The 26,245-nt window shown below is 51.4% G+C and carries 22 protein-coding genes and 1 pseudogene; 12 read left to right on the forward strand and 11 right to left on the reverse strand.

Annotated features, from left to right (window positions below):
* The first annotated feature begins 144 nt into the window (after positions 1 to 144).
* Both SPM24T3_RS12810 and SPM24T3_RS12815 read left to right on the forward strand, forming a co-directional pair.
* Positions 145 to 1,559: pseudogene (locus SPM24T3_RS12810) on the forward strand (MDR family MFS transporter).
* 90 nt (positions 1,560 to 1,649) lie between these two features.
* Positions 1,650 to 3,176, forward strand: coding sequence for a DUF2235 domain-containing protein (locus SPM24T3_RS12815; protein ID WP_009637188.1), 1,527 nt, complete (start codon positions 1,650 to 1,652; stop codon positions 3,174 to 3,176).
* Between the two features lie 43 nt (positions 3,177 to 3,219).
* Here SPM24T3_RS12815 and SPM24T3_RS12820 read toward each other — a convergent pair whose 3' ends face one another.
* Positions 3,220 to 3,519 carry a DUF1161 domain-containing protein gene (locus SPM24T3_RS12820; protein WP_009637189.1) on the reverse strand — a complete coding sequence of 100 codons (300 nt, stop codon included), beginning with the start codon at positions 3,517 to 3,519 and terminating at the stop codon, positions 3,220 to 3,222.
* Between the two features lie 146 nt (positions 3,520 to 3,665).
* Positions 3,666 to 4,034, reverse strand: coding sequence for a DUF1283 domain-containing protein (locus SPM24T3_RS12825; RefSeq protein WP_009637190.1), 369 nt, complete (start codon positions 4,032 to 4,034; stop codon positions 3,666 to 3,668).
* Between the two features lie 143 nt (positions 4,035 to 4,177).
* Here SPM24T3_RS12825 and SPM24T3_RS12830 point away from each other — a divergent pair, with 143 nt between their 5' ends.
* Complete coding sequence (locus SPM24T3_RS12830) at positions 4,178 to 4,504, forward strand: YnfA family protein (protein ID WP_009637191.1); 327 nt, start codon at positions 4,178 to 4,180, stop codon at positions 4,502 to 4,504.
* A gap of 75 nt (positions 4,505 to 4,579) precedes the next feature.
* Here SPM24T3_RS12830 and ydfG read toward each other — a convergent pair whose 3' ends face one another.
* From ydfG to SPM24T3_RS12845, 3 genes are all read right to left on the reverse strand, one after another.
* Positions 4,580 to 5,329, reverse strand: a complete 750-nt coding sequence (ydfG, locus tag SPM24T3_RS12835) for a bifunctional NADP-dependent 3-hydroxy acid dehydrogenase/3-hydroxypropionate dehydrogenase YdfG (protein WP_009637192.1) — start codon at positions 5,327 to 5,329, stop codon at positions 4,580 to 4,582.
* A gap of 118 nt (positions 5,330 to 5,447) precedes the next feature.
* Positions 5,448 to 6,509 carry an aldo/keto reductase gene (locus tag SPM24T3_RS12840; protein ID WP_009637193.1) on the reverse strand — a complete coding sequence of 354 codons (1,062 nt, stop codon included), beginning with the start codon at positions 6,507 to 6,509 and terminating at the stop codon, positions 5,448 to 5,450.
* 59 nt (positions 6,510 to 6,568) lie between these two features.
* On the reverse strand, positions 6,569 to 8,038 hold the full coding sequence (locus SPM24T3_RS12845; RefSeq protein ID WP_009637195.1) for an MFS transporter: 1,470 nt from the start codon (positions 8,036 to 8,038) through the stop codon (positions 6,569 to 6,571).
* Positions 8,039 to 8,437: 399 nt separating this feature from the next.
* On the opposite strand from SPM24T3_RS12845, the gene SPM24T3_RS12850 reads away from it, so the two are divergent.
* A complete protein-coding gene (locus SPM24T3_RS12850; RefSeq protein WP_037378466.1) occupies positions 8,438 to 9,493 on the forward strand; it encodes an acyltransferase in 1,056 nt (351 codons plus the stop codon).
* A 78-nt stretch (positions 9,494 to 9,571) separates the two neighbouring features.
* Here the strand turns inward: SPM24T3_RS12850 and SPM24T3_RS12855 are convergent, their stop codons facing one another.
* Genes SPM24T3_RS12855 through SPM24T3_RS12875 form a run of 5 tightly spaced genes read right to left on the reverse strand, consistent with a single transcriptional unit; the run spans position 9,572 to position 14,662 of the window.
* Positions 9,572 to 10,666 (reverse strand): ABC transporter ATP-binding protein, encoded by a 1,095-nt coding sequence (locus tag SPM24T3_RS12855; protein WP_009637197.1) that lies wholly within the window; start codon positions 10,664 to 10,666, stop codon positions 9,572 to 9,574.
* Positions 10,667 to 11,635 carry a carbohydrate kinase family protein gene (locus SPM24T3_RS12860; RefSeq protein WP_009637198.1) on the reverse strand — a complete coding sequence of 323 codons (969 nt, stop codon included), beginning with the start codon at positions 11,633 to 11,635 and terminating at the stop codon, positions 10,667 to 10,669.
* 28 nt (positions 11,636 to 11,663) lie between these two features.
* Complete coding sequence (locus SPM24T3_RS12865; RefSeq protein WP_009637199.1) at positions 11,664 to 12,503, reverse strand: carbohydrate ABC transporter permease; 840 nt, start codon at positions 12,501 to 12,503, stop codon at positions 11,664 to 11,666.
* The gene (locus tag SPM24T3_RS12870; protein WP_009637200.1) at positions 12,500 to 13,402 is read right to left on the reverse strand and encodes a carbohydrate ABC transporter permease; all 903 of its coding nucleotides are present in this window, start codon (positions 13,400 to 13,402) and stop codon (positions 12,500 to 12,502) included. The genes SPM24T3_RS12865 and SPM24T3_RS12870 overlap by 4 nt, the downstream gene beginning before the upstream one ends.
* 9 nt (positions 13,403 to 13,411) lie before the next feature.
* Positions 13,412 to 14,662 (reverse strand): extracellular solute-binding protein, encoded by a 1,251-nt coding sequence (locus SPM24T3_RS12875; RefSeq protein ID WP_009637201.1) that lies wholly within the window; start codon positions 14,660 to 14,662, stop codon positions 13,412 to 13,414.
* Positions 14,663 to 14,931: 269 nt separating this feature from the next.
* On the opposite strand from SPM24T3_RS12875, the gene SPM24T3_RS12880 reads away from it, so the two are divergent.
* From SPM24T3_RS12880 to xdhC, 6 genes are all read left to right on the forward strand, one after another.
* Complete coding sequence (locus SPM24T3_RS12880) at positions 14,932 to 16,119, forward strand: ROK family transcriptional regulator (RefSeq protein ID WP_009637202.1); 1,188 nt, start codon at positions 14,932 to 14,934, stop codon at positions 16,117 to 16,119.
* Between the two features lie 141 nt (positions 16,120 to 16,260).
* Positions 16,261 to 17,586 carry a guanine deaminase gene (gene guaD / locus SPM24T3_RS12885; RefSeq protein ID WP_009637203.1) on the forward strand — a complete coding sequence of 442 codons (1,326 nt, stop codon included), beginning with the start codon at positions 16,261 to 16,263 and terminating at the stop codon, positions 17,584 to 17,586.
* 128 nt (positions 17,587 to 17,714) lie between these two features.
* Entirely contained in the window at positions 17,715 to 18,344 is a 630-nt protein-coding gene (locus SPM24T3_RS12890) for a TetR family transcriptional regulator C-terminal domain-containing protein (protein WP_009637204.1), read from the forward strand.
* Positions 18,345 to 18,568: 224 nt separating this feature from the next.
* Positions 18,569 to 20,047 carry a xanthine dehydrogenase small subunit gene (gene xdhA, locus SPM24T3_RS12895; protein ID WP_009637205.1) on the forward strand — a complete coding sequence of 493 codons (1,479 nt, stop codon included), beginning with the start codon at positions 18,569 to 18,571 and terminating at the stop codon, positions 20,045 to 20,047.
* A complete protein-coding gene (gene xdhB / locus SPM24T3_RS12900; RefSeq protein WP_009637206.1) occupies positions 20,040 to 22,469 on the forward strand; it encodes a xanthine dehydrogenase molybdopterin binding subunit in 2,430 nt (809 codons plus the stop codon). The genes xdhA and xdhB overlap by 8 nt, the downstream gene beginning before the upstream one ends.
* A gap of 13 nt (positions 22,470 to 22,482) precedes the next feature.
* The gene (gene xdhC, locus SPM24T3_RS12905) at positions 22,483 to 23,268 is read left to right on the forward strand and encodes a xanthine dehydrogenase accessory protein XdhC (RefSeq protein WP_009637207.1); all 786 of its coding nucleotides are present in this window, start codon (positions 22,483 to 22,485) and stop codon (positions 23,266 to 23,268) included.
* Positions 23,269 to 23,336: 68 nt separating this feature from the next.
* Here the strand turns inward: xdhC and SPM24T3_RS12910 are convergent, their stop codons facing one another.
* Positions 23,337 to 24,272, reverse strand: coding sequence for an NADP-dependent oxidoreductase (locus tag SPM24T3_RS12910; RefSeq protein WP_037378472.1), 936 nt, complete (start codon positions 24,270 to 24,272; stop codon positions 23,337 to 23,339).
* Positions 24,273 to 24,330: 58 nt separating this feature from the next.
* Between SPM24T3_RS12910 and SPM24T3_RS12915 the strand changes: the two genes are divergently transcribed.
* Entirely contained in the window at positions 24,331 to 25,254 is a 924-nt protein-coding gene (locus SPM24T3_RS12915) for a LysR family transcriptional regulator (RefSeq protein WP_237713046.1), read from the forward strand.
* A gap of 109 nt (positions 25,255 to 25,363) precedes the next feature.
* Positions 25,364 to 26,245 (forward strand): helix-turn-helix transcriptional regulator, encoded by an 882-nt coding sequence (locus SPM24T3_RS12920; RefSeq protein WP_009637210.1) that lies wholly within the window; start codon positions 25,364 to 25,366, stop codon positions 26,243 to 26,245.

Below are 26,245 nucleotides of genomic sequence, written 5' to 3' on the forward strand. Positions count from 1 at the left end.
AAATTGTTACGATAAGCAGAATGCGTTGGTAAAGTGGCTGATATACTGGGCAACTGCCAGTAGAGGAGAATCGATATCGCTACCAATACTTTACCCGACGTCCACGTCGACAGCCGCCATCGCCCACTGGTGTTGACGGCCTGCATGCTTTCAATGTTTATGGCCGCCGTTGAAGTGACCATTGTTGCTACCGCCATGCCAACAATCATTGCCGATTTAGGAGGCTTCAGTCTTTTAGGTTGGGTGTTTGCGATTTATTTGCTGACTCAGGCGATTACTGTACCTATTTATGGGCGTTTGGCCGATTTGTATGGCTGTCGACGAATGTTTTTCATCGGCACCCTGTTATTTCTGACCGGGTCGGTGCTGTGCGGCTTTGCACCTTCACTGGTGTGGATGATCGCTTTTCGTGCACTGCAAGGTCTGGGGGCAGGAGCGATTACGCCGGTCGCCACGACTTTAATCGCCAATATTTACGGACCTCACGAACGGGCCAAAGCTCAGGGGTATCTGGCCAGCGTGTGGGGCGTTTCGGCAATTATTGGGCCATTACTTGGTGCATTTATCGTTAAGCATTTCCACTGGTCAATCGTGTTCTGGATAAACCTGCCAATTGGCGTGGTTGCAATGATTATTCTGGCGCGATATTTACCGCCAGACGCGGCGAAGAAAAACCACGCGCTTGACCTGGCCGGAACGGCATTGTTGTCTTTTGGCGTCGCGGCGCTGTTGCTGGCATTATTGCAGGCAGAAGAGCTGGGCTATTATTCATTTCTGCTGCTTGGCGCGGCGATTATCGCAATTTTGCTGTTGGTTTATCAGGAGCGCAGGGCGCCAGAGCCTTTATTCCCGCTGTCGCTGTGGCAAAATAACGTGGTTATTGCCGCCAATATAGGGGGATTGGTGCTGGGTGCCAGCATGATGGGCATCAGCGCTTTTTTACCCACTTATATTCAGGGCGTTCTCGGCGGTTCCCCGCTGCAGGCGGGGGCAACATTAGCTTTAATGTCACTCGGTTGGCCGTTGGCGAGTACCCTCAGCGGTAATTTAATGCAGGCCACGTCTTATCGATTTACCGTTTTGCTGGGCACGCTTTCACTGATTTTGGGCAGTCTGGTCTTGCTGTTGTTAACTCCGGGATCGGGCCTGTGGTGGGCGCGCGTGGCAGCATTTATGATTGGGGTTGGGATGGGATTGTGTAACACCACCTTCATCGTATCGGTACAAAACTGGTTGCGGTGTCGATTCGCGGGATTGCCACCGCGTCAACGCTTTTTACACGCATGCTCGGCTCGGCGTTGGGAACTGCGGTTCTTGGCGCAACGCTGAATCTCAATCTGCAAAGTCGCCTGCCGGGGATGAACGATCCGGTGCAAACGTTGATGGACAAACCCTTAAGACAACATTTATCTGATGACAGGCTAAGCCAGGTGATTGCACAGGTTTCAGCTTCGCTGCATTGGGTGTTTATCCTCGCAGCGGTAATTTCATTTCTGGCGTTAGCGGCGGTGTTTTTGATTCCCAAAGGCCAACGGCCTGCTAAGAAGGAAAGTCCTTAAATAACATTATTATAAGATCTCGCAGGTCTAAAGGTGATTTTCGGCGTGATATTTTACGCGTAATTTTACTTTTGACCTGTGAGTGCAGTAATGAATAAAAATCAACAAGAGATCATCCTGACAGTAGGTCTATTTTTCGACGGCACCGGAAATAATGCCATTAATGTCGGGAACATGCTTGATGACTGTAAAAACGATAATTTTAATGTGTATTCCGTCGAGGCAAAAACCCTTCTCGGGCAGCATGCCGTAACACATAAAAAACTGATTGGTAACCATGCTTTAAGTTATACGAATTATTACTCGAATGTGTACTGGTTAAGTTATCTCTATAAGCAAACTTATTCGGCGCCGAGCAATTATTTTCAAAAATCTCTATATATTCAGGGGATTGGAACTGAATCGGAGAAGCCTGACAGCTTGTTAGGCTCAGCGTTGGGGGTTGCAGGAACGGGTATTATTGCCAAGACAGATGTAGCTATAAACATGATTTCATTAGCTATACAGCAAGAAATAGTTGCGATCAAAAAAGTGTTGGCCACAGATAATTTTATTATTAAATCCCTTCAGTTCGATATATTTGGTTTTAGTCGCGGTGCGGCTTCGGCTCGCCATTTTTCCAACCGAGTATTTAATAAAGATCCCGCCCTTATACAAGCAGTAAAACGCGGAGTGGGCTGTCTGGAATATCATGGCGAGCCGTGCGGAAAAACACGATTTATTGGCATTTTCGATACAGTAACTGCAATAGGTGAGGTGGCAAATGGTTTGAATCCTCACAGCTCCAATACTGGCAGTGTAGATATTAGACTTCGGCCTGGAGTCGCGGAAAAGGTATTCCACATCACGGCTCAGCACGAATGTCGTTTTAACTTTGCCCTTAACAGTGTTCAACCGGCCTGGCCCGAACTCATGCTGCCTGGCAGTCACTCTGACATCGGCGGTGGCTATTTACCGTTGGAAAAAGAAAATGTCTTTCTGACCAGGCCCTATAGCCAGCCTGTCAATAAGCAACAACTTGATTCAGAAACACGGGTATATCGCCAAACTTTAGCTCAACGCAAGACGATAGAGTCTGCGCCAACACTTACGCCAATATTACGCAATCAAAAAGTGCAGGTCGAAAGCTGGTCTAAAATCTCTTATCAGCGGGATCGGTATAATAACGAGCAAAAATTTAGTTTCTCGGCGTTGGCTTTGCCTGAACGAATCATTAAAAATGATTGGTCAAGAGTGGTCTTGAGAGTCATGGTTGATGCAGCAAAAAAGGCGGGGGTTTTATTTGATCCTATCAGCGATACCCAGCAAGAATTACTGTTACCTCCTGAATTGACGCCCTTACTCAGCAAAGCGCTGGCGATGGGCGATGACGTCTGGCATGGACAAAAAAATGCCGAATTTAGCAACGACGAGCTAACATTACTCGGCAAAGATTACCTGCACTGCTCGGCAAACTGGAATGAGGTCATGGTTGATGCGCAGGGGGCACATTATGGCGAGTCGGCGGTAACGGAAATTATCGGCTTTACCAATCGTCCAGATGAACACTGGAAAAGAACTTGTTACGGTATGGACGGCATCCGGCAACAATCCGCCGAGAAAACAAAAAAGGCTTAAACAGTTGCCCGCTTAAGCCTTAACTCATTGGATTAACAACACCTTACTGTGCTGTGGCATCCTGACTGGTTCCAGTTTTCGGACTTGCAGTCGTGTCATCGCCACCGCCAGAAGTCTTGCTGTAAACAATTTTCTGTGTGTCGTTATCACAGTGACCCACCACCTGACCACCGGCCTGATCTGCCTGATCGTTCGCGACGATATCCAGTTTGAAGCCTGACTCAGGTAAGCCATTAGCCACGATTTTCTTGGAAATATCCGCTTTTACGCTGTCGCAAGAGGCCATTGCAGCCAGTGGAGACAGGGTCATTAGAGCCAGGCAAACCATCAGAGTCTTTTTCATATTTTCGTCCTTTAATGAATAGCTTGTATGCCAAGTTTAGCAGCTAACTACAATCTATCGAGCTGGGTTTGTAGGTCTGTTCTGAGTTATCAATAACAACGAGCAAAAATTTTGTTTACGCTAACCGGTCGATTAAGACCTGATGATTAAGGTGCCAGCAGCTGATTGCCAGTGCGACGGTCAAGGCAGCGCGAGGTGGTCGGTTCCCAATAGGCATTGAGATTGCGGCTGGCGTTGCATCTGTCGCGCAGCTGTTCCGCGTTGGCGTACTTGGCGTTGTCTCTTTCTTGAATTTCGATTCTCTGTTGGCGCAGTGTTCGAGTCGCGTTCCATTGCTCTTTACTTTGCTGAGCCTGTTCGTTGCTCAGGGAGTTATTGCCGCTACCGCCAAATACGCAAGTTCCGCCAGCGCAGTTGGTTTCAGCATGGGCAGCGATCTGCCAGGTGCCTGAAAGAACCAGCAGGGCGACTGGTAGCATCCGGCGGAGCAGTCGAGACTTCACTATTGTATTCATTAGCTCTTCCTTATAGGTTTACACATCGCAAACGCGATTAGTAAAATTATACCACCCTGACCGCATACGTCACCTAATGACAGGCTGATGGTTTAGATTTGATTCAACTAGATAGTAAAACTTTAGGGAGTTTCTCCGCCTCAATGTTAAAAACAACGCTGCTATTCTTTGTCACCGCGCTGGCCGAAATTATCGGCTGTTTCCTGCCTTACCTTTGGCTGCGCAAGGGTGGAAGCATCCTGTTGTTGGTTCCTGCGGCTGCAAGTCTGGCGCTGTTTGTCTGGCTGCTTACCCTGCATCCTGCGGCAAGCGGGCGCGTTTATGCAGCTTATGGCGGGGTTTACGTCCTGACTGCGCTACTGTGGCTGCATTTTGTAGACGGCGCAAAACTGGCGATTACCGACTGGATTGGTGCGCTGGTCGCACTGGCCGGCATGCTGATTATTATTTCTGGCTGGAAATCTTACTGATACGCCTCGGGCATGAAAAAGGGCGTCGTTTTCGCGATGCCCTGAGTAAATTTTTGTCACTTGTTTGCTTAACGATTACTCGTCGCGGTTAACGCGCAAACCGGCGAAGGACTGATTAACCGGCATCATCTCAATAGAGTTGATATTGACGTGCGCAGGCAAAGTTGCCGCCCAGAACACGGATTCAGCGACGTCTTCAGCAGTGAGCGGATCAGTTTTATCATAGGTCTGGTTAACTTTCTGATCGTCTCCTTTGAAGCGCACGTTAGAGAACTCAGTGCCGCCGCACAGGCCCGGCTCGATGTTGGTTACGCGCACTTTCGTACCAAACAGGTCGGTTCGCAGATTAAGACTGAACTGGCGTACAAACGCCTTGGTCGCGCCATAAACGTTACCGCCCTGATAAGGCCAGTTACCGGCGATAGAGCCGATATTGATGACGTGCCCGGTATTGCGCTCAACCAGCCCCGGCAGAACGGCGCGGGTCACATACACCAACCCTTTGGTATTGGTATCGATCATGGTTTCCCAGTCGTCCAAAGAAGCTTTGTCAGCCGTTTCAATACCCAGTGCCAGACCAGCGTTGTTCACCAGAACGTCAATTTTTTTCCATTCAGCAGGCAGTGAAGCCATCGCTTGCTCGATAGAGGCGCGATCGGTGACATCCAGCTGAGCAACATGCAGTGCGTCACCGAGTTCGGCTTTCAAATCATCCAGACGTTCTTTACGACGACCGGTGGCAATAACCTGGTGTCCGGCGCTAACGAATTTACGGGCAATAGCGGCGCCAAATCCGGCTGTAGCGCCGGTTACGAAAATGATCATCTTTGCGTTCCTTAAAATAATAAGCCCTGAGAGCAGGGAAAAGTTTAGGCCATAAAAATTGCTGGGTTTACTAATAACACATTGTTAACTAAGGCGGCTAGAGCGATCGTGCGCGAGCTTATTTGTGGTGCTTCAAATAAGGCGCAATCAGTGACAAATCGGCATCCGACAGGCGATCGGAAGCAGTCTGCGCCTGATGCCAGTAAGGATAAAGCAGCGGAGGCTGGCTGACCTGATTCAGTCGCTCAAGCTCTTCGGTGCTCAATTCCAGATGCGCCGCTTTCAGGTTATCTTCCAGCTGTTGCTCACTGCGCGCTCCGACAATCACCGAACTCACCAGCGGTTTTGAAAGCAGCCAGGCCAGTGAAATCTGCGCTGCCGAAACACCTCGCGCCTCGGCCATTTCAACTAATACATCAACAATATCATAGAGTTTATCTTCATCACGCACGGGTGGTTCACCCCATTCAGCCAGATGACGAGTCCCCTCCGGCTGCGGCTGATTGCGGCGATATTTCCCTGACAGCAAACCGCCCGCCAGTGGGCTCCATACCAGCACGCCCAGCCCCTGATCGTGACTCACCGGCAGCAGCTCATACTCGGCTTCACGCGCCTGCAGGGTGTAGTGAATTTGCTGGCTAATCGGGCGCACCCAATGATTGGCTTCACTCACACCCAGCGTTTTCATCAGATGCCAGGCCGAAAAGTTGGACAGGCCGACATAGCGCACTTTGCCACTGCTCACCAAGTCTTCCAGCGCGCGTAGCGTTTCTTCCAACGGCGTCAGGCCATCCCATTGATGTAATTGGTAAAGATCAATATGATCGCTATTCAGGCGCTTAAGGCTGGCCTCGCATGCGCGCAAAATATGATGGCGTGATGAACCGGCGTTATTCACACCTTCACCCATCGGGAACCGCGCCTTGGTCGCGATCAGCACGTCGTTTCGCTGCTTGCCCAAGGCCTCGCCAAGAATTTCTTCGGACATACCGCCCGAATAAACATCAGCAGTATCAAACAGGTTAATACCGGCGTCGCGACAGAGCGTAATCTGGCGTCGCGCATTCGCGACATCGGTCTGACCGGTTTTAGCAAATTTACCCTGACCACCGAAGGTCATGGTCCCGAGACTCAGCTTTGAAACTTTGAGTCCTGAACGGCCAAGTTGACGATATTCCATCTTGTGTCTCCTTACCTGTGATTTGCATTGATAGGTAGTTTGTAGCGAATGTTAATCTTCTAAATTTGTGGCGTTTTTTCTGTTGGCTTTGCGGATTCGACTGAGTTTGCCGCCGCTTTCTTTTTCTTCTGGCGGATCTCGTCGCCGTCGGTGATGCTCAGGGTCATACTATCGAACATGCCAAAAATAGCGATGCAGCCGACAATAATAAATGCCAGTCGGAAACTGCCCAGCGAGATGCCGTTGCTGCTTAGCGGTGCAAAATGTTCGGCAACACGCAGCGCCAGCGCGCCAATGGCAATACCGAGTCCGGAAGAGAGCTGCTGGGCGGTGTTAAATAATGTGTTGGCACCCCCCATCATCGGACTCGGCACCTGCGAAAACGCCAGAGTATTCACGGCGGTAAACTGCATCGAGCGCGTCATACCGCTGACAAACAGCAATATAAAGGTTAACGGCGTCGGCACGGCCGGAGTGAGAAAGGCACAGGCAAAAATAGTCAGTGCATTCAGAAAGCCGTTAACCACCAGAATGGATCGAAAAGGAAAACGGAATAAAATTGCCGAGGTAAAAGGTTTCATCGCCAGATTACCGGCAAACACCGACAGCACAAGCAAACCGGCATCAAAGGCGTTCATGCCGTAGCCAAGCTGGAACAGCAGCGGCAGTAAAAAGGGTAACGCACCGATTGCGATACGAAACAGCGACCCGCCAATAACCGTGACATTGTAACTTTTTATCTTCATTGCAATCATTGGCAGCAGGGGATGAGGCGTTTTTAACGAATGAGTCACTGCCAACGCGCCGACCAATAAACTGCCGATCACACACAGTGTCGGCTGCCACAAAGAGGCTCCCCCTTTATTAAACCAGTCTAGACCAAACATCAGCCCCAGACAGGCGACCCCGGTCAGCACAAATCCTAAAATGTCGAAAGGCACGCCCTTTGGACCTGTTTCGTTGGGAATAAGCTTTATACTCAGCAACAGCGCGATCACTCCCAATGGGACATTCAGGATGAAAATCCAGTGCCACGAGGCATAGGTCGTAATGAAACCGCCGAGCGGAGGTCCGAGTATCGGGGCAACCAGCGCGGGCCAGGTAATGGTTGCAATGGCTTTTATCAGATCGGCCTTGGCGGTATTGCGGAGCACCACCAGCCTGCCAACGGGGACCATTAATGCACCAGCAAACCCTTGCAGCATGCGGGCTGCGGTAAATGCAGGCAAGCTGACACTCATTGCGCACAGGATTGACGCCAGGGTAAACAGCACAATAGCGGAAGAGAAAATAGTTCGCGTGCCGAAGCGGTTGGCTATCCAGCCACTGGCCGGGATAAACACCGTTAAAGTCAAAATATAGGCAGAAACGCCAATGTTGAGGTCGATAGGGTGAACCCCAAACGCTTGCGCCATTTTTGGCAAGGCAGTGACGATAACCGTGGCATCGAGGTTTTCCATAAACATCGCGCCAGCCACCAGCAGTGGGAGCGCAGAACCTGATGGAAGTGTAAGTTTTTTCATTGGCATAGTGCCTGAATATAAAGGAAGTTCCTTGTGCTGAACATCAATAAGTCCCTGAATAAAAGCAATAAATTAGCTTAGTTTATGCCTGTTTTTGCAAAGCGGAAAGTGCCGTAAAATGCAGGCATATAGATTAGCAAGCTCATATTTGGCCTGGCAATTAACAGCCAGTCTGCCTCTGAGCATAGCCGATTCGGGTGGGCGATCAACTGCAAAAGTGTGTGTAAATTTTGTTACTTAATTGCGCCATTAAAGTTAAGGCTGATATTGGGAGTTCACAACGCCAGCCCGATCAATCGATCAATTAATTAATCAATTTGTTTAGCCAGCGGGCCATAGGTTTGGCTCATTAATTTGTATGCCGAAGGAAAAAATAACCTTTATTTGCTTGTCGGTAGCCAAAAGATGAAATCCAAAATTGAGTCGTTGCAGGTGCTGCGTGCTTTCGCTGCTGTCTTTGTGGTGGTAAACCATTTGTGGGGAGAATACGACACAACAATTACCCAGAGTTTAGGGCTTAATATTATAGGTAATTTCGGCGTAGATGCCTTCTTCATTCTTAGCGGGTTTATCATGTGTTATAAAACACGTGAAGATTCACGGCTGGGATTGAGCACGGGGATTGATTTTATAAAAAAGAGAATCGAAAGGATCTATCCAATTTTTTTAATCATATTAATCCCTTTTATGCTGCTTTATCTTAAGCAAACGCACCCTGCAAGAATATATGAAATTATAGGCAACATTTTCCTGCTACCGTCTTTTACCAGTAATCCTAGCTATCATATGCTTATTGGACCTTCGTGGTCGCTGGTTTACGAAATGTTTTTTTATATTATCTATGCGGTTGTCATGATGCTGGTAAGAAATAAAAAACAGCTAGTCATTTTTTCAGTAGGATTCTTGGTATTGATGGTCGTCACCATAGACGCCTTCTCGCTGCGAGGCCCGGAATTGGGGGCGTCGAACTTCTCCTACATGATAGGCGATCCGCTGATGATCAACTTTGCAATGGGCTGTCTTTATGCCCAATGCTTCAATAAACTGCATCAGGTTAAAATATCAATACCATTAGCCACTATTATGATTCTGGCCTTTTTCATACTTGGGATGTGGTTAAATGAGAAGGGGATTGCCAGATTTGTCTCTTTTGGACTTCCGGCGATGGCAATAGTGATTATATTTAGTCTTATGGATGCATCAGGCTCTCGGTCTTACCGTTTGCTGGTTTATTTAGGCAATGCTTCGTACAGCATTTATATTACGCATTTCTTCACTCAAGTTTGCGCGCTGATTTTATTCTCCCATATGAATATCAATCATGATTTATATGGCATTATATTTTCAATGGTTTCAGTGATTGCCGCCTGTCTATTCTATTCATTGATTGAGAAAAGGATTATTTTGGCCTTTCAAAAAAGGTCATTGCATCAGCGAGTGCCCAAGGATGTGATTCAATAAAATGCCGCTCAGGCAATACCCGGCAGAGTATTGCCTGTTGTTAAGTATAATAACCAACCCAACACATTTATTAATCTATTAACTGTCGCTTTCTGCTAATCGCTGCCCGCTTTGAGCATCAAACAGATGAATACCATCACTGCGTGCCTGGAGATAAACTGGCGTATCGACGTGCGCACTCACGCGGCCTGCGCACTGTACGTGCAGTGGGAATCCACACCAGTCAATATGCATCAGACTGCTTTCACCGGTCACTTCCAGCAGGCGCAAAGTTGCGGCAGGCTGCGTGCCGGGGTCAGTTAGCGAAATATCGTGCGGTCGCAAACCCAGGGTTACAGGTTTTCCGGCGCAATTTTGCGCGCCTGGATGCCATTTTTTCGGCAACGGAAACCACAGCTCATCACACTGTACGCCTGGCTGGCCCGCTCTCTCACTGAACACACCGTTAAAGAGATTCATCGGCGGTGAGCCAATAAAACGCGCCACAAAAGTGTTGACCGGCCGGTCATAAATCTCCAGCGGCTCGCCTTGCTGCACGATAAACCCGTCTTTCATTACCACAATACAGTCCGCTAGCGTCATCGCTTCAATCTGGTCGTGAGTAACGTACACCGTGGTGGTTCGAAACTGCTGGTGTACCGACTTTATCTCGGCGCGAAGCTCCATACGCAACTGGGCGTCAAGGTTAGACAGCGGTTCATCAAACAGAAAAACTTTCGGACTGCGGACCAGCGCACGGCCCATGGCAACGCGCTGACGTTGGCCGCCGGACAGGTCTTTCGGCAAACGTTTCAGCAGGTGATCAATACCCAGCACTTTGGCGGCCTGCAATACTTTGCTTTGCTGCTCTGCTTTCGGAACACGTTTTACCTGCATGTGAAAGGCCATATTTTCGGCCACTGTAAGGTGCGGATAAAGCGCATAGCTTTGAAATACCATGGCAATATCGCGATCGGCCGGATCGTGATTGTTGATTTGTTTCTGGTCGAGCAGAATTTCTCCCTCCGACACCGACTCAAGACCGGCCAACAGGCGAAGCAAGGTGGATTTACCGCAGCCGGAAGGGCCAACGAGTACGGTAAAACTGCCGTCCTGAATAGTCAGGTCCAGAGGTTTGAGCACCTGCTGTTTGCCATAGCTTTTGGCCACTTTTACCAATTCAACGCGTGCCATTTATTGAGTCTCCTGATTATTTGCCAACGTAGGATCGGCGACAAGGGCTTGCCAGGTAGGATATACCCGCGGCGAACTGCCAATGGCGGCGCTGGCGACGCGAACTCCCCAACGCAGCGCAGTTTGCTCGTCTTGCCCATAGAGCAGCGCCGATAAATATCCGGCGTTAAAACTGTCACCGGCCCCGATGGTATCGACCACCTCGATGTCCTGTGCTGCACTATGTCGATGCTGGGACGTGCTCCAGCAGTGAGCGCCGTTAGGCCCGCATTTCACGATGCAGCGAGCCTCGGCAGGCATCAGAGCCAATAAAGTTTGCGCCGCAGCCTGTAAATCTTCGCCATCGCCGAGGCCCTGAGTTTCGACCTCGTTCAGCAGCAAAGCATCACAGTATTGCAGCCACTGGGGGATCTTTTCGCGCAACTCGAGACTCCACCCCTGAGGTGGCCAGCCGCTGTCAACCGCAACCTGATACCCGCGATGTTTCAACGTTTGCAGCAGCGCGGGATAATCGGCATACAGCGCAGTACACAGGAAAGTACCGCACAGCAATACCCAGTCACCGGGCGTTGCCAGCTTCGGCAATTGGTTCAGTACATCAGCCATTGTCAGGCGAACAATATGTCCCTGATTGCTGAAAAAGGTGCGCTCGTGGTCAGGATGCGTCACGCCAAAAGTCAGCGAGGTTTCGCAGGCATACTGCGGCCAGTGCGCCGCGCTGCCAGTAAATAGCCCGGCGAGCCAGGGAGTGAACTGATCGTTGCCCTGATTTGCCACCAGTCGGTAAGGCGTATCGAGGGCCTGCAACGCCAGCGCGCAATTGCCCGCCGAGCCGCCAGGGCGCAGCGAACTGGTTTCGAGCATGGCCTCGGTGCCTTTCTCTGGCCACTGGTCAAGGGTGCTCATAATTAAATCCACGTTCAGGTTTCCCACCACGTAAAGTCGGGCCTGAGTTTCAGGTTTTTTCATTTTATTTTCTATTCCTGTACGGATGATCTTAGCCTTTGCTTCCTCCGCTGGTTAAACCACTCACCAGCGTTTTCTGAAGCCACAGAGCAATAAAGAGCGGCGGGACGGCGGCCAGGATCCCCACGGCGGCAATCAACCCGTCGTCGGTGGCGCGACCTGCGGTAAATCCGGCGATGGTCACCGGCAAGGTTTGGGCATCAATATTGTTGGTAAATAACAAGGCATAAAAAAACTCGTCCCACGCCAGCAGCCAGCCAAACATCGCCGATGCACCCAGCGCCGGTTTGGCCAGCGGCAGAGTAATGCGCAATAACACCTGCCAGTAACGCAATCCATCAAGTCGCGCAGCTTGCTCGATATCCAGCGGCAGGGCATCGAATTGATTTTTTAGCATCCAGGTCAGGAATGGCAGGATCATCGAACAGTAGACCAGGATTAGCCCTAGATGGGTGTTAAGTAGGCTGACTTGCTCGAGGATAAAATACAGCGGCAGTACGAAGGCGACCGGCGGCACCATGTAAATTGCCAGACTGCCATACAGCCAGCCTTCACGGCCTGGGTAGCGCGAGAAGCTGTAAGCCGCCGGAATTGCCAGCAAGAGCGAGATAATCGTCGCACCACAGGCCACCAAAAGGCTGTTCGCCAGCGCGTGCAAGAACAGCGCGCCCGGCTGCCCGGCCTGTAAAGTCAGCAGACTGGCATAGCGGCTAAAGTCCCAGTGCCGTGGCAACCAGCGCAGCGGAATTTGCGCCAGATCGCCAGCCGAACTGACGCTCATCAAAAACAGCCACAGCATGGGTGCCAAAATTGATACCACAACCAGCAGCGCGGCAAAATAGCGTAATAGCAGTCGAATTCGCTGTTTCATTCGCTGACTCCCTGTTTGCGCTGACGCAGCAACAGCAGCATATAAATGCCAATCAGCAGCGCGCAGATTATGGTCATCAACACCGCGTAGGCTGCGCCGCTGCCGGCACGCAGGTAACTAAAGGATTCTTGATAGACAAAAAAGCTCACGGTTTTGGTGCTGTCCAGCGGGCCACCGCGGGTCATCACGTAGATGATATCAAACACTTTGAAGGCATCGATGGTGCGAAGAATAAGCGCCACCGCCAGGGGGGCGGCTATGGCCGGAAAGGTAATCGCGCGAAAACGTCGCCATGCCGAAGCGCCATCCAGACGCGCCGCCTCGAACAAATCCTCCGGAATGGTTTGTAACGCCGCCAGCGTCAGCAAGGTCACCAGTGGATAATTTTTCCAGATATCGGCGAACATCACCACGTTAATAGCCGAATCGGGCGAGCCGAGCCAGCTGCGATAGTGGTCGATCAGGCCAATTTGGGTGAGCAGGGCGTTGATGCTGCCATAATCAGGATTAAAATTCAGACGCCACATCGTGGCATTCACAATGGTCGGCAGCGCCCAGGGCAGGATCACCAGCACGCGTAACACGGTGCGCCCCCAGAATTGCTGGTTAAGCAACAGGGCGACCAGCACGCCGATAATTCCCTCGCTGATCACCGACACAAAGGTGAAATATAAAGTTCGCCACAGCGCGGCACGAAAATCAGGATCGGTGAGGGCGTAAAGAAAATTATCTGCTCCGACCCACGCTGGCGCGGTACCGTCGCCAATCAAACCGGCATCGGTAAAGCTGAGCCAAAAAGTGCGTACCAGTGGCCAGGCGGTCAGAACAAACATCATCACCAGCATGGGTGCCAGCAGCACCCATGCCTGACGACGCTCACGTTGCGGCAAACTGAGCATAGTCATTCCTTAACGTAAACGATCGGCGCTTTGGGTTGCAGCAGCCATCGCATCTTTGGCTGAAGCTTTACCCTGTAAAACGCTCTGCACGTTTTGCTGCAAAATAGTGGAAAGCTGGGAATATGAAGGCGTTACCGGACGTGACAGCATCACGTTTAACGATGTTTTCGCCGCAGCAATCAGCGCTTCCTGGCCTTTTTGCACTGCCGGATCGTCGTAAGATGACTTCCAGATTGGCAGGCTCAGTTTGGCGTATTTATCCTGAACCGGCTGTGAAGTCATGTAAGTAATGTATTCCCACGCCTGGTCTGGGTGAGCGCTGGCCTTGGCGATACCAAGCCCCATCGAGCCGTTAACGCCAGAAGCCTGACCTGCAGCATCACCCGGAGCTGGCACCACGCCCACGTCGCCAGCCACTTTGCTCTGCTTGGGATCGTTGGCCATGTTGTACATGTAGGTCCAGTTAAGAGCAAAAGCCGCGTCGCCGTTGGAGAATGACTTACGCACGTCTTCTTCGAGGTATTCACGGGAATTTGGGTTGGTCAGGCCTTTATCCAGCGTGTCTTTCATATAATCCATGGCTTTCATCGCCCCAGAATTAGTGAAATTAAGCTTGCCGCCCTGATAAAAATCCCCTTTGAAAGCCGAAACCAGCGTGGTGTAGTCACAAATTAGCGCCTCTGACTGCGACCAACTCCACACCAGAGGATATTTAACAATGTTCTTCTGTTTGAGGATCTCAGCCTGTTTCTCAAGCTCCTGCCAGGTCGTTGGCGGGGCGGTGATCCCGGCTTTGGCCAGCATTGCTTTGTTGTAATACAGGTATTTGGTATCGAGGATCCACGGCATACCCCAACGTTTGTCTTTATAAGTCACGGTTGAAATTGCGCCATTGAATATTTTGCCTGCTTCGTCGCTGCTGATACGTGAGGTTACGTCTTGCAGTAAGCCAAACTTGGTAAATTCGGCGGGCCAGATGGCGTCGAACAGCACCACGTCATAGCCTTTGTCACCGGCACCGCGCGCCGCAACAATCTTGTCATGCAAAGCTTCGTAGGGCACAAACTCGAGATTCACTTTGATATCCGGATGCGCCTTGGTGAAGTCGGCGGTCATGGCGCGGATATCACTTTCACTGTATGCGGCCTGAGTCATAAACAGCGCGCTCAGCGTGGTTTCGGCCAGGGCATTGGCGGAATAGCCAAAGGCGAGGGCAGACAACACACATAAGGTGGTAGCGGGGCGTAATCTTTTGCTCATCATCTTTCTCCGGTAAAAGGCTCGGTAGTGATTAAGTGATTAAATCAATTTGATTGCTTTAATAGCGGATAAAAAAATAGTCCGCTATCTCCTCGAGCGTCCCTGCGCTGCCTGCTTTACAAATTCTGGGTCAATCGGGTAGAGCTGCTTAGTTAACATGCTTTTAACATCAAGTGTTGTGATACAAGCGCCATTAATAAAATCAATTTGATTGCTTTAATCGCCGGCAGCATACTGCATTAACGATTTTCCTTGGTGCATAGGCAGTTATGACAACTTCTGGAACTAATCTCGAACATGCGCGAGCGCACAATCGTCGGGTGGTGATTGAAGCTATTCGTCTAAATGGTGAACTGACTCGTGCAGAATTGGCGCGCATGACCTCGCTGACTCCGCAAACCGTTTCCAATATTGCCACCGAGCTGGAACAGGCCGGGATACTGTCATCCCATCTGCCGCGCCGAGTCGGGGGAAGAGGCCAGCCCGCCACGCCGTTGACCCTCAATCCAGACAGCGCTTATTCGATTGGCATTCATCTCGATCATCAGTCGCTGTTGGTGGTGTTGGTCGATTTAACCGGCAGGGTGCGCTTTCGTCGATTAGTTAAAGTTCAAAAACCGCAGCCCGAGCCGACCTTCCAATGCATTGAGCAGATATTGCAAGAAATGCGCCAAGAATTGGGGGGCGAAAATAATAAAATCGATTGGCGCAAGATGCTGGGGATTGGCATTGTGATGCCGGGTCCGTTTGGTGTTGAAGGCATTTCCTCTCTAGGGCCAACCACTTTGCACGGCTGGGACAATATCGACGTCGAAAGCCGTTTGGGCGCCATGACCGGCTGGCCAGTGACGTTGGAAAATGACGCGACCGTGGCGGCCATCGGCGAGCGTTTTCACGGCGTCGCCAAGCAGCTTAACTCATTTGTTTATCTTTATATTGGCACCGGATTAGGCGCGGGTATATTTACCGACGGGCGAATTTACACCGGCCATGCACACAACGCGGGCGAAGTGGGTCATATGGTGGTGCAACCCGGCGGACGGGCCTGTTACTGCGGTAATAATGGCTGCCTCGAACGATATCTGTCTTTGCAGGCGGCTTATGAAGGCTGCGGATTAGACCCGATTTCAGCGGTGCCGGAAGACCTGTTGGCGGTAGACGAAGCCCTGTTCGATCAATGGCTTGAGACCGCTATCGAACCGGCTTGTCAGGCGATCAATATTATTGAATGCGTCTTTGATGCCCAGTGCGTAATTATTGGCGGCATGATGCCGCAACAGCTGGTTGAAAGGCTGATGAAAAAACTCAAACCGCTGTATAGCTCGGTGCGCAGCCGTTACCCCGACAGCATGCGCCTGCGACTTGGCATGACCGGCGCAGACACCGCGGCACTCGGCGCGGCGGCTTTACCCATATTCGACGAATTTAACCCGCAGTATGAAGTGTTGCTAAAATAGACGACAAAAAAAATCCTTCCGGTTTGACCGATTGGTCAAACTAATGGCACAAGCCTTGCTTATACTCTTAAGATTATAAAACTTCCTATTAATAACCCCAGTGTTGCAAACGCTGGGTATTGCCATTAAACAGGTAAATTTATGAACCAGAGTATTACGCGCGCCATTCGAGGAAACTTCTTCGATATCACTGGGATTGCCCAGGCTCCAGCCGAAATTGAGTCCATGGCTCGTTATATTGAAGATGGCATGATGTTTCTGAGCGACGGTAAAATCAGCTGGCTCGGCAGCCGGGAAGAAGGGGAACAGCGCCTGCTGGACACCCCATACCCCGTGCCATTGGATGATTACAGCGACAGGCTTATCGTGCCCGGATTCATCGATACCCATATCCATTACCCGCAAACCGAGATGATCGGTGCCTATGGCGAACAGCTGCTGGAGTGGTTGAACAACTATACTTTCCCGACAGAAGCGCAATACCATGACATTGAATATGCTCAGAAAATGTCGAAATTCTTTATCGATCAACTGCTGAATAACGGCACCACTACCGCACTGGTGTTTGGTACCGTTCATCCACAGTCGGTCGATGCGCTGTTTACCGTCGCCGCAGCGCTGAACATGCGCCTGATTGCCGGCAAAGTCATGATGGATAAACACGCGCCCGAGGCACTGCTCGAAACACCTGAAGACAGCGAGCGCGACACTCGGACCCTGATTAAACGCTGGCATAACCATAAACGCCTGAGCTACGCCCTGACCCCGCGCTTTGTGCCGACTTCATCCGCCGAGCTGCTCGATAAGGTCAAACTTATAAAAGATGATTATCCAGACATTTATCTGCAAACTCATCTCAGCGAAAATCTTGATGAAATTTCGTGGGTTAAGTCTCTGTATCCGGCCCATGAACGCTATCTGGATGTTTATCATCATCACGGTTTAACCGGCTCGCGCTGTGTGTTCGCCCATTGTTTGCATCTGGAAGACGAAGAGTGGGACTGTCTCGGCGAGACTGATTCCAGCATTGCATTTTGCCCGACGTCCAATCTGTTTTTAGGCAGCGGATTATTTAATCTCAAGGCTTCGTGGGAGAAGAAAGTGCGACTCGGGATGGGGACTGACGTTGGTGCAGGGACTACCTTTAATATGCTGCAAACGCTGGGTGAAGCTTATAAAGTCGGGCAGCTACAACGTTATCGATTGTCGGCCTTTGAAGCCTTTTATCATGCAACGCTGGGCGGCGCGCGCGCGCTGCATCTTGATGACAAGATTGGTAATTTCGACAGCGGTAAAGAGGCGGATATGGTGGTGCTCGACCCTGGAGCCACGGCGTTGCAGCAGTTGCGCAGCAGTAATAGTAAAACGTTGGCTGAAAAGTTGTTTGTTTTGATGACATTGGGTGATGACCGCAACATTTATCGCACTTTGGTGGATGGAAAAGTGGTTTATCAGCGTACTCATTAAAAACTACTGTATAAATATCAGGGGGTGCTGAAAAGGGCATCCTCTGCGAAGATTTGATCAGTATTTAACCTCTGGCTTAATCACCGTCTCGCGCCATAACAGGGCAAAAACTCGGGAAAGATGCACCAATGATGAACAGTGAAACCAGCAATAGTCGTGTTCGCCTCGCTCGCGAACGTACCATGGAAAGTATCCATGCTGCGGCAATCGCCGAATTCAGTGAAAAGGGTTTACAAGGCGCCACCACGCAAGCGATTGCGCAGCGAGCAGGGATGAAAAAAACCCAGCTGCATTATTATATCGCCGGTAAAGAAGAGCTATATGAAGAGCTGCTGCAAAAGGTACTTTGCGTTTGGGCCGAGATTATTCAGTTCGACGATAGCCTGGTTGAACCCGAAGCGGTGCTGAGTCGCTATATCAGAAACAAGCTGAATTTCTCCTTTGAACAGCCGGAATTGTCGCGCATTTTTACCAGCGAAGTGTTGAGCGGCGGCCATTACCTGAACAAGTATTGGCCAGGGGCAATTGACAAGATTATCTGCAAAGAAAATCTTATCAATCAGTGGATTGCCGATAAGTTAATCCGCCCGCTTGATGCCCGTTTGTTTATCATGAATATCTGGGCCGTGACGCAGTATTACGCCGATTTTGCGGTACAGGTGAACCATATGTATCGGGATATCAGCAGCAATCAGCAAAATCGTGAACACATCATTGATGAAGTCACCACCCTTATCCTGCGCGGTTGCGCCGTTTAGGTTTTCTTTCGAATAAACAGTTGGGTAACCTGGCTTACCCAACCCCTCGCATTTTCGGTCTATCCTTAAACTATCTTGGCATTTCAGCAGCGCGAATAAACCCCATCAATAGATACCCTTAACAATATTGTTGGCATCAATATTGCTTGGTTTTATCTATAAATTTGACCAGTTGTACAAATCGATTGGTTTGTTGGCAGCGATAATCAGAACAGGGTACGACCATGATCCAGTTTTTGTTGAATGACCGTTTGCAGCAGGAGACAACCTTGCCGCCAGACACCACGGTTTTACAGTATTTACGGCGCGATGCAGGACGGTGCGGAACCAAAGAGGGTTGCGCGTCGGGTGACTGTGGCGCCTGTACGGTGGTCATTGCTGAACCGCAGGGTGAGGCGCTGCGTTACACGCCGATCAACGCCTGCCTGACATTTATGTCGGCCTTGCAGGGTAAGCAACTGATTACCGTAGAAGATCTGAAACACCGGGGTGAGCTGCACAGTGTGCAGCAGGCGATGGTAGACAACCACGCCTCGCAGTGCGGTTTTTGTACCCCTGGCTTTGTCATGTCGATGTTTGCACTGCAAAAGAGTGCGCAAAAAAAAATGCAGTCTGCCGCATTGGCGAGCCGTGGCGCACAGCGCGAAGAAATATTGCAGGCGCTGTCGGGTAACCTTTGCCGCTGCACCGGCTATCGTCCGATTGTCGATGCGGCACATTCCGCTTGTGAATTGCAGGCTGAAGATCAGTTCGATCGCGGCGAAAAAGTGACCCTGCAACGTCTCAGGGCGATCGCGCCGATTGCCGGTCAGGTTACTCGTGCGCAGGATGATGTCAGCCTGCTGCCGTCATCAATTGATGAGCTGGCGGCGGCTTATCTGGCGAATCCACAGGCTAGACTGGTTGCCGGTGGCACCGATTTGGCGTTGGAAGTGACACAGCGACATCAGCGTTTAACCCAGCTTATCGCCCTAAGCCACATCCCCGAACTTCAGGCGATTAGCGTGACCCCGGACAGCCTGCTGATTGGCGCAGCAGCGACGCTGAGCAGCTGTTTGCCGCTATTGGAGCACGAATTTCCGGATTTTGGCGCGCTGCTTGAGCGTTTTGCCTCACAGCAAATTCGTAATCAGGGCACCTTTGGCGGAAATATCGCCAACGCTTCACCGATTGGCGACGGCGGACCGGTGCTGTTGGCGCTGGGTGCTTCTCTGGTTTTGCGCCGTGGAAAAGAGCAGCGAACATTGCCGCTGGAACAGTTTTATCTGGGCTATAAGCAAACTGCCTTGCAGGCCGGTGAGTTCATCGAGCAGATTATTATCCCTCGCGTGGCGGCGGATTCGAGCAGAACACTCAAAGTCTACAAAGTTTCCAAACGCCTCGACGATGACATTTCGGCAGTGTGCGGCGCGTTCCACATTGAAGTGCGGGAGGGCATCGTGATCCACGCCTCGATTGCCTATGGCGGCATGGCGGCGATTGCCAAACGCGCCTCACACTGTGAGCAGCAACTGGTTGGCCAGGTTTGGCAAAGCACTACCGTTGAGCGGGCCTGTCAGGCATTAGCCGTCGATTATCAGCCTATTAGCGATTTTCGCGCCAGTCAGGAGTACCGCATGCAGGTGGCAAAAAACCTGCTGCGCCGCTGCCTGATTGAAACGACCTCTTCTGAAACTTTGATGCGGGTGACGCAATATGTCTAAATCATCACCTATCCCAACTCAGGAAACCTTGGCCGAGCTGTTCCGCGCCGGTCTGGCCAGCGGCACCGGCAAGAGCATGAAACACGAAAGCGCCGACAAACACGTCAGCGGTGAGGCAGTTTACATTGACGACCGGCTGGAATTCCCCAACCAGCTGCACCTTGTGCCGCGTCTGAGTGACGTCGCGCATGCCGAAATTCTGCGTATTGACATCGAACCTTGTTACGCCATTCCCGGCGTGGTTAAAGTCATTACTGCCGCCGATGTGCCCGGCGAGCTGGATATTGCGCCTTTGACCGAGGGTGACCCTTTACTGGCTAAAGATCGGATTGAATATTACGGGCAAATCCTGCTGGCAGTGGCGGCCACCTCACAGGAAGCTGCACGTCAGGCGGCGGCAGCGGCAATTATTGAATATCGTGAACTCGAAGCGGTATTGAGTGTTAAACAGGCTCTGGCCGAGCAGCATTGGGTTGAAGAACCGCACGTTCACAAGCGCGGAGATTCAGCTACGGCGCTGCTCAACGCCGATCATCGTTTGCAGGGCGAACTGGAAATCGGCGGTCAGGAACACTTTTATCTCGAGACGCAAATTGCCACCGTAATGCCTGGTGAAGACGGGGCGATGCTGGTCTATAGCTCGACGCAACACCCGACCGAGGTGCAGAAACTGGTCGCTTCGGTGCTTGGCCTGCCGATGCATAAAGTTGTGGTGGATATGCGTCGTATGGGCGGCGGTTTTGGCGGCAAAGAAACTCAGGCAGCGGGCACGGCTTGTCTGGCCGCGCTGGCGGCGCATCTCACTGGGCGACCGGTTAAAATGCGCCTGTCACGGCAGGATGACATGATGATCACCGGCAAGCGGCATCCTTTTTATGTCAGCTATGACGTTGGATATAATCATCAAGGATTGATTCAAGGCATCGAAATCAAACTGGCGGGCAACTGCGGTTATTCACTGGATTTATCTGGCTCCATTATTGACCGTGCCATGTTTCACGCCGATAACGCCTATTATCTCGGCGACGCGACCATCACCGGCTATCGCTGCAAAACCAATATTGCCTCGAACACCGCCTATCGCGGTTTTGGCGGACCGCAAGGCATGGTGGCAATCGAGCATATTGTCGATCACATTGCCCGTGAACGAGGTCTTGACCCGCTGACGGTGCGCAAACTGAACTATTACGGCACCCACGATCGTAACGTCACTCATTATTATCAAACCGTCGAGCAAAATCTATTGCAGGAGATGACCGCCGATCTCGAACAAAGCGCCGACTATGCCGCCCGCCGTGAAGCGATTCGAGAATTTAACGCCCGCAGCCCGTATCTGAAGAAAGGGCTGGCACTCACGCCGGTGAAATTTGGCATCTCGTTTACTGCCAGCTTCCTCAATCAGGCCGGAGCGCTGGTGCTGGTGTATACCGACGGCAGTATTCAGCTCAATCACGGCGGCACTGAAATGGGTCAGGGCCTTAACACTAAAGTCGCGCAGGTGGTGGCCGAAGTCTTTCAGGTTCCGCTGTCGCAGATTCAAATCACCGCCACCGATACCGGTAAAGTGCCGAATACTTCCCCGACAGCGGCTTCTTCCGGGGCAGATTTAAACGGTAAGGCCGCGCAAAATGCAGCGGAAATTATCAAAGGCCGCCTGACTGAAATGCTGATGCGCAACTATCAGGCGCAAGAGCAGGAAATCGCCTTTAGTAATGGCCAAGTCAGGGTTAAAGAGCAGTATTTCACTTTCCAGCAGGTGGTACAGGAAGCCTGGCTGAATCAGGTTTCGCTGTCGAGCACAGGCTTTTATAAAACGCCGAAGATTTTCTACGATCGCAGCAAGGCGGCCGGGCATCCGTTCTATTACTTTTCTTATGGCGCGGCCTGTTCGGAAGTGTTGATCGATACCCTAACCGGTGAATACAAGCTGTTGCGTGCCGATATTCTGCATGACGTGGGTGATTCGTTGAATCCGGCCATTGATATTGGGCAGGTCGAGGGCGGATTTGTGCAGGGTATGGGCTGGCTTACCTGTGAAGAATTGGTATGGAGCGGCAAAGGGCGGCTGGAAACCAGCGGCCCGGCCAGCTATAAAATCCCGGCTATTGCCGACGTGCCACAGGATTTGCGAGTTAAACTGGTGGAAAATCGCAAAAATCCCGAGGATACCGTTTTCCATTCCAAAGCCGTGGGCGAACCGCCGTTTATGCTGGGGATCTCGGTCTGGTGCGCGCTGAAAGACGCTATTGCCAGCGTGGCAGATTATCGGCTGCATCCACAGCTTGATGCGCCAGCGACGCCAGAACGTGTGCTGCGCGGCGTAACCCTGCTGCAAGATCAGATGGCGCTTTCCAGTGACGTTGTCACTCAATGGTCACTGATTTCCGCTACCCAAACCACGGCTTCAACCGCCAATCGCTGATTCTGGAGGCCTTATGCGCACCGATGATTGGATAACCCAGCTCAGTCAGTTGCAACAGCGCAAAGAATCCTGCGTGATGCTAACGCTGATCGAACATCATGGCTCAACGCCGCGTAACAGCGGCTGTAAGATGTTGGTGACTGCCGATAATCAGTATTTTACTCTTGGTGGCGGCAATCTGGAGTTTCAGGCCACGGCGATCGCACGGGAAATGATCCAGCAAGGCGCGCAGGAAAGTCGTGTTGAGCGTTTTAATCTCGGAGCCAGACTGGGGCAGTGCTGCGGTGGCGTGGCGACGGTATTGCTGGAGCCGCTTTGCCAGCAGCAGCCTCACGTGGTGGTTTACGGCGCGGGGCACGTCGGACGCGCTCTGGTGGCTATTTTGTCAACCTTGCCGTGCCGCATTAGCTGGGTAGATTCGCGTGCCAGTGAGTTTCCAGCCAGCGTTAGCCCGGAAATCAACTGCCTGGTCGATGAAGATCCAGCAGAGACGGTGCAGCAAATGCCTGCCAACAGTTATTTTATCGTGCTGACTCACGACCATCAGCTGGATCTGGCGTTGAGCGAAAAAATCCTTAAACGCAATGATTTCAGCTATTTTGGCCTGATTGGCTCTGAGACCAAACGCAAACGCTTTGACTATCGGCTTGCTGGCAAGGGAATTAGTGAAGAAAGTCTGGCACGGATGCGCTGCCCGGTAGGATTACCCGATGTCAAAGGTAAACTTCCGGCAGAAATAGCGGTGGCTATCGCCGGAGAGTTTATTGCTGCCTATTCGACGGCGGGTCAAGGGCGCTAGAAAGAGTCAGGCGATGAGTCATTAGCGCCTGACCTGGCGCAACGCCCTGAGTTGACGGCATAAACCGCCTAGTTCGCATTGCCAATCTTCAGGATTGCGCGTCCGGTCACTCCGCCATGCTGTTGCTCAATCGCTTCGGCGGCCCGAGCAAACGCGTAAATTTTACCGATTTTCAGCATCAGCAAGCCGTCGGCAAGCTGCTGTACCAGTGTTTCCAGCAGCGCGTTGTCAGGATGCATTTGCAGGAATACCGGCTCAGATGCCGTGCTGATCAACGCAGCAATATCGGGTCTGACCGCACTGACCACGCGCGCAAGCGGTTTTAGCGTCGGGCTCAGATTTTCATAACCCGCACCGGCCAAATCAAGCAATAAATCAACGTTTTTAATAGACGCAAATTCTTGCGGATGATGATAATCGATAACCTTATTGGCTCCGAGATGGCTTAAATAGTCGTGATTTTTGGCCGAGGCGGTGGCAATGACTTCGGCACCGGCCTGATGCGCCAACTGTACCGCTAGAGCCCCAACGCCGCCCGCCGCACCGTGGATAAGCACCCGCTGGCCTGCTTTAAGTTGCCCCTGTTCGAATAATCCCTGCCAGGCGGTGGTCCCGCTTACTGGCAACGCGCTGGCTGTTTCGTCAGTGACTCCGGCTGGCACTCGAACCAACTGGGCTGATTCGACAAGAATAAACTGTGCGAAAGCGCCATGGTTTCCAGTTAAACCCATTACGCGGTCGCCTATTTGAAACGTGGTTAATCCGGCAGGAACTGAATCAACAACGCCCATAAACTCGCTGCCCGAGGTGACGGGGAATTTCAGCGGGAAAAATTCACTCAAAAATCCGCTGCGGACCTTCATATCAACCGGATTAATCCCCGCACTGATAACTCGGACCACCACTTGAGAACCTGTGGCCTCCGGGATGGCGACATCTTCAATTTTAACCACCTGCTGATTACCGTATTGATGGAAACGCACTGCCTGATTGGAAATAGTCATTTTTTGTTCTCCCGTTAAGTTGAAAGCTACGATAATGGTTTTAAAAATGGTTTGATAGATGGCAAGATTGGCACAAGTCGTTCCAAAAATGGACCACACTATGGATCTCAACGGATTAAAAAGCTTTATTGCCGTCGCGGCTGCGGGCGGATTCGGAGCTGCCAGCCGCCAGACCGGGATGGCTAAATCCAGTCTTTCGCGTCATGTCAGTCAGCTTGAAGACCAGCTCGATGTGCGTTTGCTGGAACGCACGCAAACCGGCTTTCGGCTTACTGAAGAGGGCAGTTTTATGCTGGAAAAAGCCCAGCCGTTGCTCGATGAACTGAATGACTTGGCCGAGGCGCTGGGCACTCGTCGGCAAAAACCTTCCGGCAAACTCAGAATCAGCGTGCCGACCCTGATGGTGACCTCCTCTTTTGGCGCAGTGGCGGCCCGTTACGCCCGCCTGTATCCCGACGTACAGCTTGAGGTGGTGGCAGAAGACCGGCGAGTTGACCCGATCCGCGAAGGTTATGACGCCGTACTGCGCGCGCAGCCCGTCAATGATGAAGAGTTGATGGGTAAAAAAGTATTCAGCGACCGCGTTCTGTTAGTCTGCAAGCCTGAAATCAGCGGCGAGCCTTTACCGTTTATCGCTTTGGGCAATCTTTATCGTGATCAACATATACCAATAATCCTAAATGGCGAGGTTAGCCAGATTGCGACCCGTGAAGTTATCCGCCTGTCATCACCGGCAATGATTTATGACGCGGTTTTAACCGGAGTTGGCGCGGCTTTGTTGCCCATTATCATGATTGGCGATGACGTTAAAACGGGCAGGTTGATTTCTCTGGGGGAACAAATTGACGGGGAGATCAATTTCTGGTTCTTGTATCCCAGTCGCCGCCATTTAAGCCTGCGTACAAGGGCGTTAATGAATCTGCTGGTAGCGCATTTTGCTGAATATTCTGCTGGTGCAGAAGCAGGCAAGTCAGAGGTCTAGATTTTCGGCTGCGGGCATTGGAAATCAAAAGTCGGTTCGGTATTCAGTGTGAAATAGCGCTAAGATAAACTTTATTCAGAAACGTTGATCAACGTGCAGGCGGAAGGTTATGTCAGAAGACAATCGTTCAGACCAAAACAGGCTCGGCAATTATCTTAAAGACCGTCGTAGCCGGTTGGATGCCGCCAGCCTGGGATATCCGCCGTCAAGAAGGCGCACTCCGGGACTGCGCCGGGAAGAGGTGGCTCTGCGCGCAAACGTTAGCACTACCTGGTACACCTGGCTGGAACAAGGCCGCGAAGGAGCGCCATCGAGCGAAGTGCTGGAGCGTTTGGCCCGTGCGCTGGTGTTGTCAGAAATTGAGCGCGAATACTTATTTTTGCTGGCACAGAATCGGCCGCCAGCCTTGCAGCATCCTCCAGAATCAACGGTATCACCGCAGTTGCAAAGGTTGCTCGACGCGATGGAGACCATTCCCGCATTTATTAAAACCGCCGATTGGACCGTGGTGGCCTGGAATCGGGCAGCGATTACCGTTCTTGCGGATTACTCGGCCATGCCGCTTAAGCAGCGTAATGTGTTGCGTATGGTGTTTCTGAATACGGAAAAGCGCAGGCTGATGCCGGAGTGGGAAAATATTGCCGGTTTTCTGGTGGCAAATTTCAGAGCCGAAACGGCTCGCGCCGGAATGAGTGACACGGCTCGCCTGCTGATAGACGAGCTTAGCGCAGCCAGCCCTGAGTTTCAGGCGCTTTGGCTTGATCAAAATGTTCGCAATCACGGCGAAGGCACCAAGAAGATTCAGCATCCTGAGGTCGGCATTATCGCTCTCGACTACTCGTCATTTGCCGTGGATGGTAATCCCAATCTCAGCATGGTGGTCTATAACCCGGCGACTGAACACGATAAAGCCAACGTTTTGGCCTTGCTAAAGCGCTCTTCCGGGCAGCACTTTGCCTACGACACTGTGGATCGTGAAGTTTATAAATAA

The organism is Serratia sp. M24T3 (assembly GCF_000257645.1).
Lineage (GTDB): Bacteria > Pseudomonadota > Gammaproteobacteria > Enterobacterales > Enterobacteriaceae > Rouxiella.